16 protein-coding genes are annotated in these 12,796 nt (G+C 66.6%); 9 read left to right on the top strand and 7 right to left on the bottom strand.

Annotated elements, in window-relative coordinates; genetic code table 11:
- The first annotated feature begins 33 nt into the window (after positions 1-33).
- Complete coding sequence (locus FGF80_RS07785; RefSeq protein ID WP_006185923.1) at positions 34-240, top strand: dodecin family protein; 207 nt, start codon at positions 34-36, stop codon at positions 238-240.
- 203 nt (positions 241-443) lie between these two features.
- Here FGF80_RS07785 and FGF80_RS07780 read toward each other — a convergent pair whose 3' ends face one another.
- Positions 444-1,784 (bottom strand): TIGR00341 family protein, encoded by a 1,341-nt coding sequence (locus tag FGF80_RS07780; RefSeq protein ID WP_138653203.1) that lies wholly within the window; start codon positions 1,782-1,784, stop codon positions 444-446.
- A 159-nt stretch (positions 1,785-1,943) separates the two neighbouring features.
- Here FGF80_RS07780 and FGF80_RS07775 point away from each other — a divergent pair, with 159 nt between their 5' ends.
- From FGF80_RS07775 to FGF80_RS07755, 5 genes are all read left to right on the top strand, one after another.
- Positions 1,944-2,612 carry a helix-turn-helix domain-containing protein gene (locus FGF80_RS07775; RefSeq protein WP_138653201.1) on the top strand — a complete coding sequence of 223 codons (669 nt, stop codon included), beginning with the start codon at positions 1,944-1,946 and terminating at the stop codon, positions 2,610-2,612.
- Between the two features lie 84 nt (positions 2,613-2,696).
- The gene (locus FGF80_RS07770) at positions 2,697-2,978 is read left to right on the top strand and encodes a 4a-hydroxytetrahydrobiopterin dehydratase (RefSeq protein WP_006185919.1); all 282 of its coding nucleotides are present in this window, start codon (positions 2,697-2,699) and stop codon (positions 2,976-2,978) included.
- Between the two features lie 32 nt (positions 2,979-3,010).
- Positions 3,011-3,415 (top strand): LWR-salt protein, encoded by a 405-nt coding sequence (gene lwrS, locus FGF80_RS07765; RefSeq protein WP_138653199.1) that lies wholly within the window; start codon positions 3,011-3,013, stop codon positions 3,413-3,415.
- A gap of 77 nt (positions 3,416-3,492) precedes the next feature.
- The gene (locus FGF80_RS07760; protein ID WP_138653197.1) at positions 3,493-4,128 is read left to right on the top strand and encodes an HAD family hydrolase; all 636 of its coding nucleotides are present in this window, start codon (positions 3,493-3,495) and stop codon (positions 4,126-4,128) included.
- A 151-nt stretch (positions 4,129-4,279) separates the two neighbouring features.
- Positions 4,280-4,477, top strand: coding sequence for a hypothetical protein (locus FGF80_RS07755; protein WP_006185916.1), 198 nt, complete (start codon positions 4,280-4,282; stop codon positions 4,475-4,477).
- A 403-nt stretch (positions 4,478-4,880) separates the two neighbouring features.
- Here the strand turns inward: FGF80_RS07755 and hemA are convergent, their stop codons facing one another.
- The 4 genes from hemA to FGF80_RS07735 all read right to left on the bottom strand — a co-directional run bounded on the left by hemA (position 4,881) and on the right by FGF80_RS07735 (position 8,594).
- The gene (gene hemA, locus FGF80_RS07750) at positions 4,881-6,227 is read right to left on the bottom strand and encodes a glutamyl-tRNA reductase (protein ID WP_006185915.1); all 1,347 of its coding nucleotides are present in this window, start codon (positions 6,225-6,227) and stop codon (positions 4,881-4,883) included.
- Positions 6,227-6,883 carry a precorrin-2 dehydrogenase/sirohydrochlorin ferrochelatase family protein gene (locus FGF80_RS07745; protein ID WP_006185914.1) on the bottom strand — a complete coding sequence of 219 codons (657 nt, stop codon included), beginning with the start codon at positions 6,881-6,883 and terminating at the stop codon, positions 6,227-6,229. Before FGF80_RS07745 ends, hemA begins: the two co-directional genes overlap by 1 nt.
- Positions 6,884-6,912: 29 nt before the next feature.
- Positions 6,913-7,995, bottom strand: a complete 1,083-nt coding sequence (gene ahbB, locus FGF80_RS07740) for a siroheme decarboxylase subunit beta (protein ID WP_138653195.1) — start codon at positions 7,993-7,995, stop codon at positions 6,913-6,915.
- A 182-nt stretch (positions 7,996-8,177) separates the two neighbouring features.
- Complete coding sequence (locus FGF80_RS07735; protein WP_006185912.1) at positions 8,178-8,594, bottom strand: DUF5778 family protein; 417 nt, start codon at positions 8,592-8,594, stop codon at positions 8,178-8,180.
- A gap of 176 nt (positions 8,595-8,770) precedes the next feature.
- Here FGF80_RS07735 and uppS point away from each other — a divergent pair, with 176 nt between their 5' ends.
- Complete coding sequence (gene uppS / locus FGF80_RS07730; protein WP_006185911.1) at positions 8,771-9,703, top strand: polyprenyl diphosphate synthase; 933 nt, start codon at positions 8,771-8,773, stop codon at positions 9,701-9,703.
- Between the two features lie 209 nt (positions 9,704-9,912).
- Complete coding sequence (locus tag FGF80_RS07725; protein WP_138653193.1) at positions 9,913-10,308, top strand: DUF7344 domain-containing protein; 396 nt, start codon at positions 9,913-9,915, stop codon at positions 10,306-10,308.
- Here FGF80_RS07725 and FGF80_RS07720 read toward each other — a convergent pair.
- Entirely contained in the window at positions 10,305-10,910 is a 606-nt protein-coding gene (locus FGF80_RS07720) for an undecaprenyl diphosphate synthase family protein (protein ID WP_006185909.1), read from the bottom strand. The two genes, FGF80_RS07725 and FGF80_RS07720, sit on opposite strands and share 4 nt — an antisense overlap.
- 161 nt (positions 10,911-11,071) lie before the next feature.
- On the opposite strand from FGF80_RS07720, the gene FGF80_RS07715 reads away from it, so the two are divergent.
- Positions 11,072-12,397, top strand: a complete 1,326-nt coding sequence (locus tag FGF80_RS07715; RefSeq protein ID WP_006185908.1) for a DUF92 domain-containing protein — start codon at positions 11,072-11,074, stop codon at positions 12,395-12,397.
- A 154-nt stretch (positions 12,398-12,551) separates the two neighbouring features.
- On the opposite strand, the gene FGF80_RS07710 is transcribed toward FGF80_RS07715, so the two are convergent.
- On the bottom strand, positions 12,552-12,761 hold the full coding sequence (locus FGF80_RS07710; RefSeq protein WP_006185907.1) for a hypothetical protein: 210 nt from the start codon (positions 12,759-12,761) through the stop codon (positions 12,552-12,554).
- Positions 12,762-12,796: the final 35 nt, after the last annotated feature.

Below are 12,796 nucleotides of genomic sequence, written 5' to 3'. Positions count from 1 at the left end.
GATGTTCGCCGGCGGCATCCGTTCCCGCGCACCATGAGCGAAACAGCCAAAGTCATCAAACTGGTCGGTACTTCGACCGAATCGTGGGAAGACGCCGCACAATCCGCGCTCGACGACGCGGACGAGACGCTCGAGGGGAGCAGCGGGATCGAAATCGAGTCCCAGACGGCCGACGTACAGGGCGGCCGGATTCAGGAGTACACGACGACGATTCACGTCTCGTTCGGACTCCAGCGGTAGCCTCTCGAGACGGACCGATTCCGTCCTGCCGGTCCCCGAACCGGAACCCGCGTTAGTGCTCGGCGTTCTCGGCGACCCATGGTCGAACGGGCGGACGATCCGACGACTGCACTGGGGGGGGAGACGACGCCGGTGAGACACCTCTCGGAAGGGGCATCGCGATCGGTGCCGGCCTCGAAGCGGCGCTACACTGATACTACTCCTCATGGGCCGTCCGTGGATCGAACCGACACCTGCTGGTCGCCGTTACCCCCTCGCTGTTGGGTAACGACGTACTGAACCTCGACCGTGACTCCCGCGTCGCTGTGAGGGCTGATCTCCTCGTACAGGCGATCGGCGAGTCCCGGCACCGGACCGGGCTCGCTGCTGGAGACCGTCACGATGATCCGCTCGACCGACTGTATCGGGTAGTCGCCGTCGAGTTCGACTACGACGTCTTCGGCCTCGAGACCGTCGTATTGCGACTCGGCGAGCACCGCGTTGACCTCCGCTTCGGTCGCCGATTCGAGTTCGGTCGTGTGGAAGTCCAGCAGGGTGACGCCGGCCAGCGGTGCGGCCAGCACTAACAGCCCGATGCCGAAGATCGCCGCGTAGGTGTACGTCGGCGTCCGTGTCGGCGATACCTCGAACAGTCCCTGCGGACGGTAGCCGGCGATCCACAGCGTCGCCAGCGCGGCGAGGTTGATCGACAGGACGTTGACGACCACGAGGGCGGCGGCTCCGGTCGCCGCGCCGGACATCCCCCAGGCGACCGTGATGCCGACCGCGGCCGACGGCGGAATCAGCGCCGCGGCGATCATCACGCCGACGATGGCCTCCGAAAAGCCACGCGTGAGACTCAGGATGCCGGCGATTCCCGCGCCCAGCGCGACCGCCAGCGAGAACAGGTTCGGCGCGACCCGCTCCTCGAGTTCGGTGGCGACGACGATGTCGACCCCGGCGGGCTCGAGGCCGGCCAGCCGGGCCAGCACCGCGAGACCGACCGACGCGGCGATGACTATCGCCACGCCGGCGATCTGATACGTGAAGCCGGTCCGTTTGAGTCGGTCGTCGCCGGTCACGATGCCGACGTTGGCGGCGAGTGCGGGCCCCAAAAGCGGCGCGATAACCATCGCACCGATCACCACTGCCGGCGAATCGGCCAACAATCCGGCGGTGGCGACGACGGCACTGATCAGCAGCATGACGGTATAGATCGCAAACGGGGGCGTGAGTTCGTCGGCCTTCGTGCGCAACACCTGTCTCGAGGTGCGCGATCCCGTTTGCCCGCCGCGGCTGTAGCGCTGCCGGAGCGTCGTGAACTGTTCGGAGATGACCGTCTCGGCGTTGAGCACGACGACGCTGGCCTCGTCGCCGATCCCGGCCCGCCGCAGTCGGTCGAGCAGGGGTTCGACGGCCTGGGTCGGAATCGGGAACCGGACGACCGCGGTGTACCCCCTGCCGCTGGTCTCGTCGCTGACGACGTAGTCGACCCCCTCGTCCTCGAGAACGTCGAGAACGGCCCGGCGTCTCCCTTCCGGGACCGTAATCTCGAGATAGCGCATACTGCGGGGACGACCGAGCCGCGGATAGTACTCGGGTCGGCAGTGGACGGGTGATCGTCAGCCGTCGGTACCGCAGTCGAGTCCGGCAGTGGTCACCGGACACGACAGTCATCCTCGTCGTCACAGCGGTTTTTACGCGGTGGCGGTGTACGACGCCCGATGTCGACGATAGCCGATCTCCGGCTTCCGGCCGCGGACACAGCCCTGGCGGCCACCTTCGAGCGCGCGCCGGAGGCCACGTTCGAACTCGAGTCCTCGGTGTCGAAGACGCGGCCGTCGCTGTGGGTGTCCGGTGTCGATCCCGAGACGGTCGCCGCGGCCTTCGAGGCCGATCCCTCGGTCGAGACGGCCGAACTCCTCGTCGAAACCGGATCGCGACTACTGTACGACGTGACGTTCGGCCAGGGGGCGGGCACGGGCCGGCTCTGGGACGATCTGCTTGCCGACGGCGGCTCCCTGCTCGAGGCGCGGGCGAGCGACGGCTGGTGGCAGGTCACCGTCCGCTACCGTGACCGTGATACGCTCTGTGTTGCCTACGACCGACTGCTCGAGCGCGGCGTCAACGCCGACCTCCGGCGCGTGACCGACGTGACCGACGCGCTCGACGCCGAGGACCACCAGACGCGACTGACACCCGAACAGCGGGAAGCGCTCGAGGCCGCGCTCGAGTACGGCTACTTCGAGATCCCCCGCGGGGTCTCGATGGAGGAATTGGCCGAAGAACTGGGGATCTCCCATCAAGCACTCTCCGAACGGTTTCGGCGGGCCTACGAGACCCTGGTCGACGCCGAACTCCAGCCGGCTGGCGAGGAGTCGCGGCTCGACTGATCGCCGGCCGCCTCCCACTGAGCGCCCGCGACGGGTTGGGAGCGCGGCACAATCGTTATTTGATTGGCTTGCGTTCGGCCTGACATGGCTGACCTACTTTCCGATGCGGAGATCGAAGCGGAACTCCCTGCCGAGTGGGACCGGGAGGACGACGAGATCGTTCGCGTCTACGAGTTCGATGACTACCTTCGAGGCGTCAACTTCGCCCAGATGGTCGGCGAGATCGCCGAAGCGCAGTTTCATCACCCCGAGATCGTCATCCGATATTCCGGCGTCGAGATCCGGCTCACCTCCCACGAGGAGGGCGGCATCACCGACGCCGACATCGAAATGGCGGAACTGATCGAGTCCGAGCGCGACGCCTGAACCCCGACCCCGAAACAGCGACCGATTGCACGATGGACGCCGCCTACGTCTTCCGCGTCCGGTTCCGTCTCGAGCCCGCACGGCCGTTCGTCTCCCTCGAGCCGACGTCCGCGGAGACGACGGTCACGCTCTCTCGCGAGGCACCGGAACCGGGGACGGAAGGGTGGCTGTTCTTCCGGAACACGTTGTGGCGCGGCGAGGTCGCCGACCGGAAATACGGCCGCCGACTCGCCGCGGAGTGGCTCGACATCCCCGAACGAACCGTCGAGTCCGTCGACTTCCGCGAACTCCGGACCGACACGGAGTACTTCGACGCACTGAAAACGGCGATCGCGGCTGAGCTAGAGACGTTCAAGGCCGACGATGTCTCGGACGCTCTCTCGAAGTATCTGGGCTCGAGCGTACGCGTGACCGACTCGTCCGAGCGGAGCCACTGAGAGGACGAGACCGGCGGCGCGGACGACTCGACCGGTCGACAGGCATTTAATCGCGACCTCCCTACGTTTGGTTCCGCATGGCTCTCGAGCGCGAGTACGATTTCTGGCTGCTCGACCTCGACGGCACGCTCGTCGACGTCGAGTGGTCGTATACCCGTGAGGTGTTCGATCAGGTCGGCGACCGACTCGGCCGCGAGTTCACCGATCAGGAAGCGGACATCCTTTGGAACGGGCTGACCGGCTCCCGGGATCGCCAACTCGAGGAGTGGGGAGTCGATCCGACGGCGTTCTGGGAGGCATTCCACGAGGAGGAAGACCCGCTGGTCCGGGCCGAGCAGACGTACCTCCACGAGGACGCCGCCTTCGTCGCCGATCTCGAGGTGCCGGTCGGGCTGGTGACCCACTGTCAGGAGTTCCTCTGTGAGCCGGTCCTCGACGCCGTGGGAATCCGCGACTGGTTCGATGCGCGACTGTGCTGTACCGAGGAGACGGGCTGGAAGCCCGACCCGGGACCGGTGCAGTCCGTCATAGCCGACCTCGGGGTCGCCCACAACGGCCATCGGGGCGTGCTCGCGGGCGACGGCGCGAACGATGTCGGTGCGGCCTGGAACGCCGGGATCGACGCGATTCACGTCGAACGCGTCGGCCACGAGCGCCGGGGGCAGTGCGTGCTCGGCGATTATCGCGTCCGCTCGTTCGACGAACTGTCCTGATCCGCCACCGACGCTCGACGGCTGGGACCCGCTTACGGTCCGATTATGTGAGGTGGCTGTCAACTTCGGAGAGCGTCGAGAGCGATGGCCGGGGCCACACTCGTCCCCTCGGACCGAAAGGGCTTCAGGAAGACAGCGGGAGACGGAGACGATGAAGTACTGTCTCGACTGCGACTGGAGCGCGTCCGCCGTCGACGACCCGTCCCAGCAAAGCCGCTCGCGGGCGGCGATCCACCACCACGTCGAAACGGGCCACGCGATCGACTCGAGCGACGGGCCCGTCCGTCCGACCGTTCCCGCTGTCTCCGGTGCACTTCTCGTTCGCGACCTGGTTCCCTCGAGCGACTGAGTCGCGGTGACCGCCGCGACGCTCTATCACCGCAGAGCACTGACTGCGGGGTCCGGACTCGAGAACGAAGCGTCAGCCGGTGCCACGTACCGGTCGGCGGGATCGAATCGGACCTACTCGAGAAACTATAATTGATACTGACCGATTGTTACACTAATACGTCAGCCCGTACGATCTCTCGATGGGCCGGCAACGGGGGATCGCTCACGATTGCCGCTCCGCCCGCTTGTGGCAACTGCGCCCGCATTCATGCCTTCTTACTAATTCTTCGACAGGAACGCTTCTGCCGGGATGCTGGGCACATCGAAGCCTCAGTACCCGATGACAGTACACTGGCAGCGCTCGAGACTGCCTCGAGTGGAACCGACCTGCAACGAAAACCGAGCCGTCGGGCGATGCTCGCTCAATCGTCGTCCGTCGCACCGAGCCCCGGATCGGCGTTCGCGGTGACGACTGACGGCGGCGCGAGCGGGCCGTCGTCCCCGTCGAACTCCGGATTAAACAGTTGGAGTGCGGTATGGATCGTGCTCCAGTCGTCTTCGGCCGCCGCCTCGCGGAGGCTCTTGGTCGGCGGCGCGAGCAATTGGTTGACCAGCGCGTCGGCCATCGATTCGACGACCTCTCGTTGCCCCTCGGTGACCTCGCCCTCGAGATGGGAGAGCGCGGTCTCGACCTCCCGATCTTTGATCCGCTCGGCGGATTCGTACATCGCGGCGATCGCCTCGTCGGCGCGTGCCCGTTTGTACTGTTCCGTGAGCAGGTCGTACTCGCGGTCGATCATCGCCTCGACCTCCCGGGCCGCGTCGGCCCGCTGTTCGCGCGTCTCCGCGGTGACCGACTCGAGGTCGTCCAGATCGAACACCTGAACCGCCGGCAGTGTGCCGGCCGCCGGCGCGACGTCCCGCGGCTGGCCGAGATCGACGATCACCTGTTCGGTCTCGCCTTCCCCTGCGTCGCGATCGGACTCGGCATCGAGATGCCGCGGTCCGAGTACCGGCTCATCGCTGCCGGTCGCCGTGACGACGACTTCGGCACTGGTCACGACGGTCTCGAGCGCCTCGAGCGGCACGACCCTCGTGTCGACTTCGACTTCCAGATCGCCGACGAGGTGGTCGGCGTGGGCGACGGTTCGGTTGGCGACGACGAGTTCGTCGATCCCGCTCGCCGCAAGGTTGCGAGCCGCGAGCCGTCCCATCTCGCCGGCTCCGACGACCAGTGCGGTCGCACCGTCGAGGGGGAGTTCCGCGGCGGCCCGCCGCGTCGCGGCCGACCCCAGTGAGACGACCCCTTCGTTGATCGCCGTCTCGGTCCGTGCACGTTCACCGACGTGAATCGCTTTCGTGACGGCGGCCTCGAGCATCGAGCCGATCCCGCCGGCTGCGCGGGCGTCCTCGTAGGCGGTCCGGACCTGACCGATGATCTGGTCCTCGCCGAGAATAACCGACTCGAGGCCGGTCGCGACCCGCAACAGGTGCCGCAAGCTCTCGTCGTGGCCGGTTATCACGACGGCCTCGTCGTCGGTCGCGGCGAAGAATTCCTCGAGTGCGGCCCGGCCGACGGCGTGGTCAGCACCGACGACGTACGCCTCGACCCGATTACACGTTGAGAGGACGTACGCCTCCTCGATATCGGGAACGGTCAGCAGTTCCGTCACGGCGGTCTCCTGACTGTCAGGGCTGGCTGTGGCCAACTGGTCGACGGTCCCGCTCTCGTGGGTCACTCGCGCGGCAGTCACGACGCCGGTCGACATCACGGCCGTTCACCCCCGGTTGACAGTTCATCGCCGAGCACGTCCTCAATCACTTGCGGACAGTTGGAAGTACCCGTACGTAAAGCTGTCCAAAGGTCCGGAGAATTGACGACGTCCGTGACGATCTCCCGTCGGCGGTCCGCCGAAATGTCACGTGACTGTAGCTCCTCGCGCAATCCCGCACAGACCCGCGCCATCTCGCCGGCCCCGTCGAGCGTCTCCTCGAGTTCCTCCCGGAGATACTTGCTCACCGCGGGCGCGGTTCCGCCCGTCGCAACCGCGACGGTCACCGGCTCCTCGCGGACCGTCGCGGGCACGACGACGCTGCCGACCTCGCGTTCCCCCGACCGGTCCGCTCGGTTGACGAGGAGTCCCCGCTCGCGGGCCGCGTCGACGACGGCGTCGTTGATCGTCGCGTCGTCGGTCGCCGCGACGACCAGTGCGGGCGCGGTTCGCTCGAGCCAGCCCGGAACGTCCTCGGGGGCGGGCGCTGCCCGGATCAGTTCGGCATCGCCGAACTCTCGGTCGGCGAAGGACGGGCTGACGACGAGTACCTGCGCCTCTCGGGCGAACCGCCGGGCTTTCCGGGCACCGACCGGACCGCCGCCGAGGACGAGCACCGTCTCGTTCGTGAAATCGTGCAAAAGCGGAATCATTCTGGATGAGAGAGGGCGGACGTAACGTCCTACTGGTCTCTTGTATTCGCTTCGGCGCGTTCTGCCATCCGAATCCCGGTCTTCTTCAGTATCTGCGTCGAAAACAGGGAGGCCCAGTCGTCGTCGGACACGTCCCAATGCTCGTTCATGACCTCGCGTACCCGTTCGATGCGCCGTTGGCTCTCGGTCTCGCTGCGACCGTGGGTCATCGCGAAGAAGTTGTACGGCCAGACACCCTCATGGCGCGGGCGTCGGTAACAGTGAGTAACGAACGGGAGCGCGGCGACTTTCGGGCCCACCTCGGGAACGACCTCGTCGGGCACGTTCCAGACCGTCATCCCGTTTTCCGTGTAGCCCAGCGCGTAGTGGTTCGGCACCACGCCGATCCGTCGGATTTTCCCCTCGCGTTCGAACCGTTTGACCGTCTCGAGGACCCAGTCGATGTCCTGTCCGATCGCATCGGCGAGATCCCCGTACGGCGTCTCGGTCAGCGGGAAGCCGTCCTGAATCTCGAGGACGAGGTCCCGTTCGACGGGCGAGAGCGTGGCTTCGTCGGTCGGCGTGACGTCGGGACCGAGCGCCGAACAGTCGAGTCCGGCGGCGGCGTCGTCGCCGTCGCCGTCGAGCGGGCCGTCGACGTAGAACTTGGCTTCGACGCGGAACTCCCGTTGTTTCGGCAGGTTGTACGTTTCCTGTCCCGTTTCGTCTTCGATGTCGGCGAGCACGGCCTCGACGCGGTCCTCGTCGGCGACGCTCACGACGAACCAGACGTTCAAGTGGGGATGGTCGCGCTCGTAGTTGTGGGCGACTTCGCGGTGGTCGTTGACCAGATCGACGACCTCGTCGAACCGGTCTCGGGGGGCGTGCATGGCGACCAGCGTCGCCGCGCCGCCGATCTCCTGGGCGTTGACGAGGGCCCCGAACCGCGAGAGAACGCCCCGCTGGTCGAGGTCGCGAATCGTTGCGAGCAGTCCCGCTGCATCGATGTCGACCCCGTGGTCGCGCATGGCGGCCGCGGCGTCCTCGAACGGCCGCTCCACGACGGGGAACCCACCCTGAAAGGCGTTGACGACCGCCCGCTCGCCGTCCGTGAGGTCGACGTCCGTTGTCATATGCGTTACTCACGGCTGGCAGTGCATAAGCGGATTGGAACGGCGACTCGAGTCGATCGACGGCGCGCCTGCGGACCGGCTGCCGGACGTGGTGTGCGTCGCACGTCGTGACAGGCACCACGGCCGTTCGACTCCGCCTGCAAGCGCGGGGTCCGTTATCGCCCGGTCCCTGGTGTCCGTCCTTACTCCCCTTCGACGCCGGTCACGTCGAAGCCGAGGGCCTCGATGTCGTCGAGGATCGCCTCGTGGTCGGCGCTCGCCTCGTAGTAAATGACGATGTCGAAACTCCCCTCGCGAAGCAGTTGCTGGCACTCCCAGACGAAGTCCTCGTCCTCGAGCGTCAGGCCTTGGTGCTGGTTCGAGGAGAAGTCCGGATCGTCGTTGCCCGAGTAGACGTAGCAGTCGCTCGGATCGTAGCCCGAGTGCTCGGCGATGATGTCGCCGACATCGATCGTCGCCTGCATCATTTTGACGTCCGCTTGCCCGTCGTAGTCGGTGTGGACGATCGCCCCGTTGAGATCGACCTCGCCGGGCTCGAGCAGTGCCTTGGTCCGCTGATAGAGGTCCTCGTCGAGCGCGTCGGAGTTGGTGGCTGTCATTGTTCGAATCGAACGGGGCCGGACTGATAGCCGTCACGATTCCGACGGAGCGATTGACCCGTCGAACGACGGGATTTCATGGAGTACCGACGCGACAGCGGGACGCCTACCGCCCAGTCATAGTGACACCCCCTCACACACAAGACACATAGTCGTCGCTGACTTTTACTCCGGTGATGAAGCGGTGGCTCCGTCGGCGCGTCGACGCGGCATACGAGCGGTTGCTTTCCAGGGAAGTCTCCGGCGCACCGACCCACGTCGCGGTGATCCAGGACGGGAACCGACGGTACGCCCGCAGTCAGGGCGACGACGCTCCCGAGGGCCACCGCGCGGGTGCCGAGACGACCGAGCGCGTCCTCGAGTGGTGTCAGGATATCGGCGTCGAAGAGCTGACGCTGTACACGTTCTCGACGGAGAACTTCGAGCGTCCCGCGGCCGAAAACGAGGCGTTGTTCGATCTCCTCTGTGAGAAACTCCGGGAGTTCGCGGAGGCCGACCGCGTCCACGAGAACGAGGTCTGTATCCGTGCGATCGGCGAGACCGAACTGCTCCCCGATCGGGTCCGAGACGCCGTCGACTACGCCGAACGACGTACGCGCGAGTACGACGCGTTCGTCCTCAACATCGCACTCGCCTACGGCGGCCGGTCGCGACTGCTCAACGCGACCCGCGGGGTCGCCGAATGCGTCGCAGCGGACGAGTTATCGCCCGACGAGATCGGCGTCGAAGACATCGAACGGCGACTGTACGATCAGCCGGTCCGGGATGTCGATCTCATTATTCGGCCCGGCGGCGAAGAGCGCACGTCGAATTTCCTACCCTGGCACGCCAACGGCAACGAGGCCGCGGTCTTCTTCTGTACGCCCTACTGGCCGGAGTTCTCGAAAGCCGACTTCCTGCGTGGCATCCGAACGTACGAACACCGGGCGGAATCCTGGCGACGGACGCGCGCACGCCGCGCACTGGCACTGCTCGGAGCCGTCAGCGAACCCGAACTCGCCGAAGCCCGCTCGATCGTCGACCGGTTCCGCGACTCGCTCCCCTCGAGCGAACAGCCCGACGCGGAGACGCTCGAGACGGGCGACTCGAACGGCCGGGCCGCCGACTGAGTGTGCCCGAAACGCGACGCCTGCTGTCGACGGCCGTCGCCCTCCGAGGACGACCGCCGTCCGGGGGACGACAGCCCGCCGTGTGACCCCGCTCGGCTTGCCGCGGTCACGACTGCGAGGCTCGGCGTTCGCGTCGGGCGATAGCCGTTCGCCGTCCGTTCTCACCCACCCAAAGACCTTTATTTATAATTATTCCAACCATAGGTACGATGTCGGTACCGAACAGCGCTCCTGTCGTCGACGTCGAGCGGTTCGTTCGTCTCACGGACGTCCCGCTCGACGACGCGTACGCGCTCCTCGCGAACCCCCGAACACGTCTCACGCTCCACGTCCTCTCGACGTGTGAATCGTCGCTCTCGCTTGCGGGCCTGACCGATGCCGTCGCCACGCGAGACGACGCCGACGAACATGCCATCCGGGCCGCATTGAGCCACGTCGTCCTTCCGAAACTCGAGGCTCACGACGTTCTCGAGTACGACCGCGATGTCGGCAGGGTCCGGTTAGATCGGCCGGTCGTCGCCGCCGACGACCCGGTGGCGGCGCTCGTCGATTCCCCCGACTCGACGGGCTCGAGCCCCTCGCCGCCGCGCGACTCGGCGGGTTAACGACCGAAGCGTCGCGACCGATTGCAGTACTCGCGGACCGCCCGCAGGAAATCCCGTTTGCGGAAGTCCCGCCAGTTGATGTCCGTGAAGTACAGTTCGGAGTAGACCGACTGCCAGATCATGAAATCCGAGAGCCGCTCCGCACCGGTCTTGATCACCAGGTCCGGCTCCGACGGGAAGACGAGGTGGTCCTCGACGTGTTCGTCGTCGATCTCGTCGGGGTCGAGATCGCCCGCGTCGACGCGCTCCGCGAGGGTCCGGACCGCACTGGTGAACTCGTGTTTCCCGCCGAGACCGATCCCGATTCGGATCGGGGCGTCGGCCCGTGCCCTGTCCTCCGGGCCCCGGACTGCGACCGGGCGCGGTGCATCGATCGTCTCGAGTTCGCGCTGTAAGGCCGGTACCGCCGCGGCGTCGAGGACGCTCACGTAGACCGTTATCTGCGAGGCGTACTCGATGGCCCATTCGAAGAAGTCGGTCAGCGTGTCGTACGCACCCCGCTCTAACAGGTCGCGTTCGGTGATCACGAGCGCGACGTGATCGGGCGGCTCGGCCTCGTGGCGACGGATGCGAAGCGCCAGATACCGTTCGTACAGTCCCACGGTCGCGACTTTCACGGCCGGTGGCATACGGGTTACGGGTCGCGCTCGCCCCGCTCAGTCTGAGATCCGTAATTACGCTGCTGACGGCTGAGAGCAGTGAAAACCGTCTCGAGGTGGGTTCACGAACCTTCAAGTGAACGCCACAGAAAGGGACCGATATCGTGACAGCACCCGTCCGGCGAGCCGGCGCGTTCGCAGCCCTCTGTACGCTCTCGCTCGTCGTTCCGCTCTTCGGCCCGCGGGTGGGGGCTGCCGTCGCCGGCAGCGTTCTGCTGGGGGCCTACGTCGTCACCGGCGGGCCGCTCTTCGACCTGCTCGCCTATCCGGGCGATTACGAGGACGCGCGTCTCTACGGTCTCATCACCTTCGTCCTCGCCGGCGTCGCGCTCGGACTCATGGCGACCGCGGCGTCGATGCCACGGACCGTCTTCGTCGGCACGCTCCTGCTCGTCGGCTACGGCAACCTCGGCGAGCAACTCGTCAGGCTGCGCACTGACGATGGTGTCGTCCGCGTCACCGGGTTCTGTCTGATGGGGATCGTGGCCGCCGTCGCCGGTCAGGCGGTGACCCACGCCCTTACCGACACCACAGCCCCGTCTGCGATCCCGATACTGATCTTCCTGGCCGCCAGCGGTGCCCTTCTCGCGGCTCTCCTCCGCGACGTGTTGCTGCGCTCGGACGATCCCATCGTCGTCCTCGCCGTCGGACTCCTCCTCTGGCTGCTCGCCGAACTCGGTCCGGCCGTCGCGACCGGCGAAATCGCCATCGCACTCGCCGTTACGGTCGCGTTCGGCTACGCTTCCTACGCTCTCGAGACGGCCTCCATCGCGGGGATGCTCACGGGCGTGTTGCTGGGACTGGTGACGATCGTCCTCGGTGGCTACAGCTGGTTCGCCGTCCTCATCTCCTTTTTCGCCATCGGCGGGCTGTCGACGAAGTTTCGGTACGACCGCAAACGGACCCTTGGCGTCGCCGAGGACAACAACGGTGCACGCGGCAGCGGCAACGTCCTCGGCAACGCCGCCGTCGCGCTCGTCGCGGTGCTCGGCTACGCCGCCAGCGACGCCGGGTTCCTCCCCCACGAGCCCGAACTGTTTCTCTTCGCCTTCGCCGGCTCCATCGCGACCGCAATGAGCGACACCCTCTCGAGCGAGATCGGGAGCGTCTTCGAGCGCCCGCGGCTGATCACGACCCTCGAGCCGGTCGACCCCGGCACTGACGGCGGCGTCACCTGGCAGGGGGAACTCGCCGGTATCGTCGGCGCGACCGTCGTCGCGGGCATCGCCTACGGGCTCTTTCCCGCAGTCGAACTCGTCGGCGCAGCCGTCATCGTCGCCGCCGGTGTCGTCGGGATGACCGTCGACAGTCTGCTCGGCGCGACGCTCGAGGGGACCGTGCTGGGCAATCAGGGGGTCAACTTCCTGGCGACGCTGTCGGGGGCGCTCGTCTGTGCGTTGCTGGTCCTGTCGTTCGCGGTTCTCGGCTAACGGGTCATCGTGCGGAGCGGATCGCCGCCGCGTTCGATTCGAGTCCGCGAGCATGGCAGCCGTAAACCGTCGTACTCACTGCCGCAGCTACCGGTGACTCGAAACTGGCCGACTGGACGCCGTGGATCGATCCGTCGCTGGTCGCGGACGACGGTCAGTCGTCGGCGTCGGAGACGGACCGTCCCGACCGGCCGTCGTCGGCCGCCCGATCGGATTGCTCGCCGCGCGCGTCGGTGGCGCTCGTCTCGTAGTGATACTGATACTCGAGTTCCGATCCGGGCGTTCTGACCGTCGCCGTCGCCCAGACCATCATGAAAATGGTGCCGCCGAGCAGTGCGAGCGCGGCCGCCGGTGGCGGTGTCATTGCGAGTGGGTCACCGCCGTCGATATATGAACGGC

It is taken from the genome of Natrinema pallidum (genome assembly GCF_005890195.1).
Lineage (GTDB): Archaea > Halobacteriota > Halobacteria > Halobacteriales > Natrialbaceae > Natrinema > Natrinema pallidum.
The sequence above is the reverse complement of the archived record's forward strand: the minus strand, read 5'-3'. Positions and strand labels throughout refer to the sequence as shown.

Coding starts and splice junctions, on each gene's coding strand:
- FGF80_RS07785 (WP_006185923.1), top strand. CDS start 34: ATGAGCGAAACAGCCAAAGTCATCAAACTGGTCGGTACTTCGACCGAA.
- FGF80_RS07780 (WP_138653203.1), bottom strand. CDS start 1,784: ATGCGCTATCTCGAGATTACGGTCCCGGAAGGGAGACGCCGGGCCGTT.
- FGF80_RS07775 (WP_138653201.1), top strand. CDS start 1,944: ATGTCGACGATAGCCGATCTCCGGCTTCCGGCCGCGGACACAGCCCTG.
- FGF80_RS07770 (WP_006185919.1), top strand. CDS start 2,697: ATGGCTGACCTACTTTCCGATGCGGAGATCGAAGCGGAACTCCCTGCC.
- lwrS (WP_138653199.1), top strand. CDS start 3,011: ATGGACGCCGCCTACGTCTTCCGCGTCCGGTTCCGTCTCGAGCCCGCA.
- FGF80_RS07760 (WP_138653197.1), top strand. CDS start 3,493: ATGGCTCTCGAGCGCGAGTACGATTTCTGGCTGCTCGACCTCGACGGC.
- FGF80_RS07755 (WP_006185916.1), top strand. CDS start 4,280: ATGAAGTACTGTCTCGACTGCGACTGGAGCGCGTCCGCCGTCGACGAC.
- hemA (WP_006185915.1), bottom strand. CDS start 6,227: ATGTCGACCGGCGTCGTGACTGCCGCGCGAGTGACCCACGAGAGCGGG.
- FGF80_RS07745 (WP_006185914.1), bottom strand. CDS start 6,883: ATGATTCCGCTTTTGCACGATTTCACGAACGAGACGGTGCTCGTCCTC.
- ahbB (WP_138653195.1), bottom strand. CDS start 7,995: ATGACAACGGACGTCGACCTCACGGACGGCGAGCGGGCGGTCGTCAAC.
- FGF80_RS07735 (WP_006185912.1), bottom strand. CDS start 8,594: ATGACAGCCACCAACTCCGACGCGCTCGACGAGGACCTCTATCAGCGG.
- uppS (WP_006185911.1), top strand. CDS start 8,771: ATGAAGCGGTGGCTCCGTCGGCGCGTCGACGCGGCATACGAGCGGTTG.
- FGF80_RS07725 (WP_138653193.1), top strand. CDS start 9,913: ATGTCGGTACCGAACAGCGCTCCTGTCGTCGACGTCGAGCGGTTCGTT.
- FGF80_RS07710 (WP_006185907.1), bottom strand. CDS start 12,761: ATGACACCGCCACCGGCGGCCGCGCTCGCACTGCTCGGCGGCACCATT.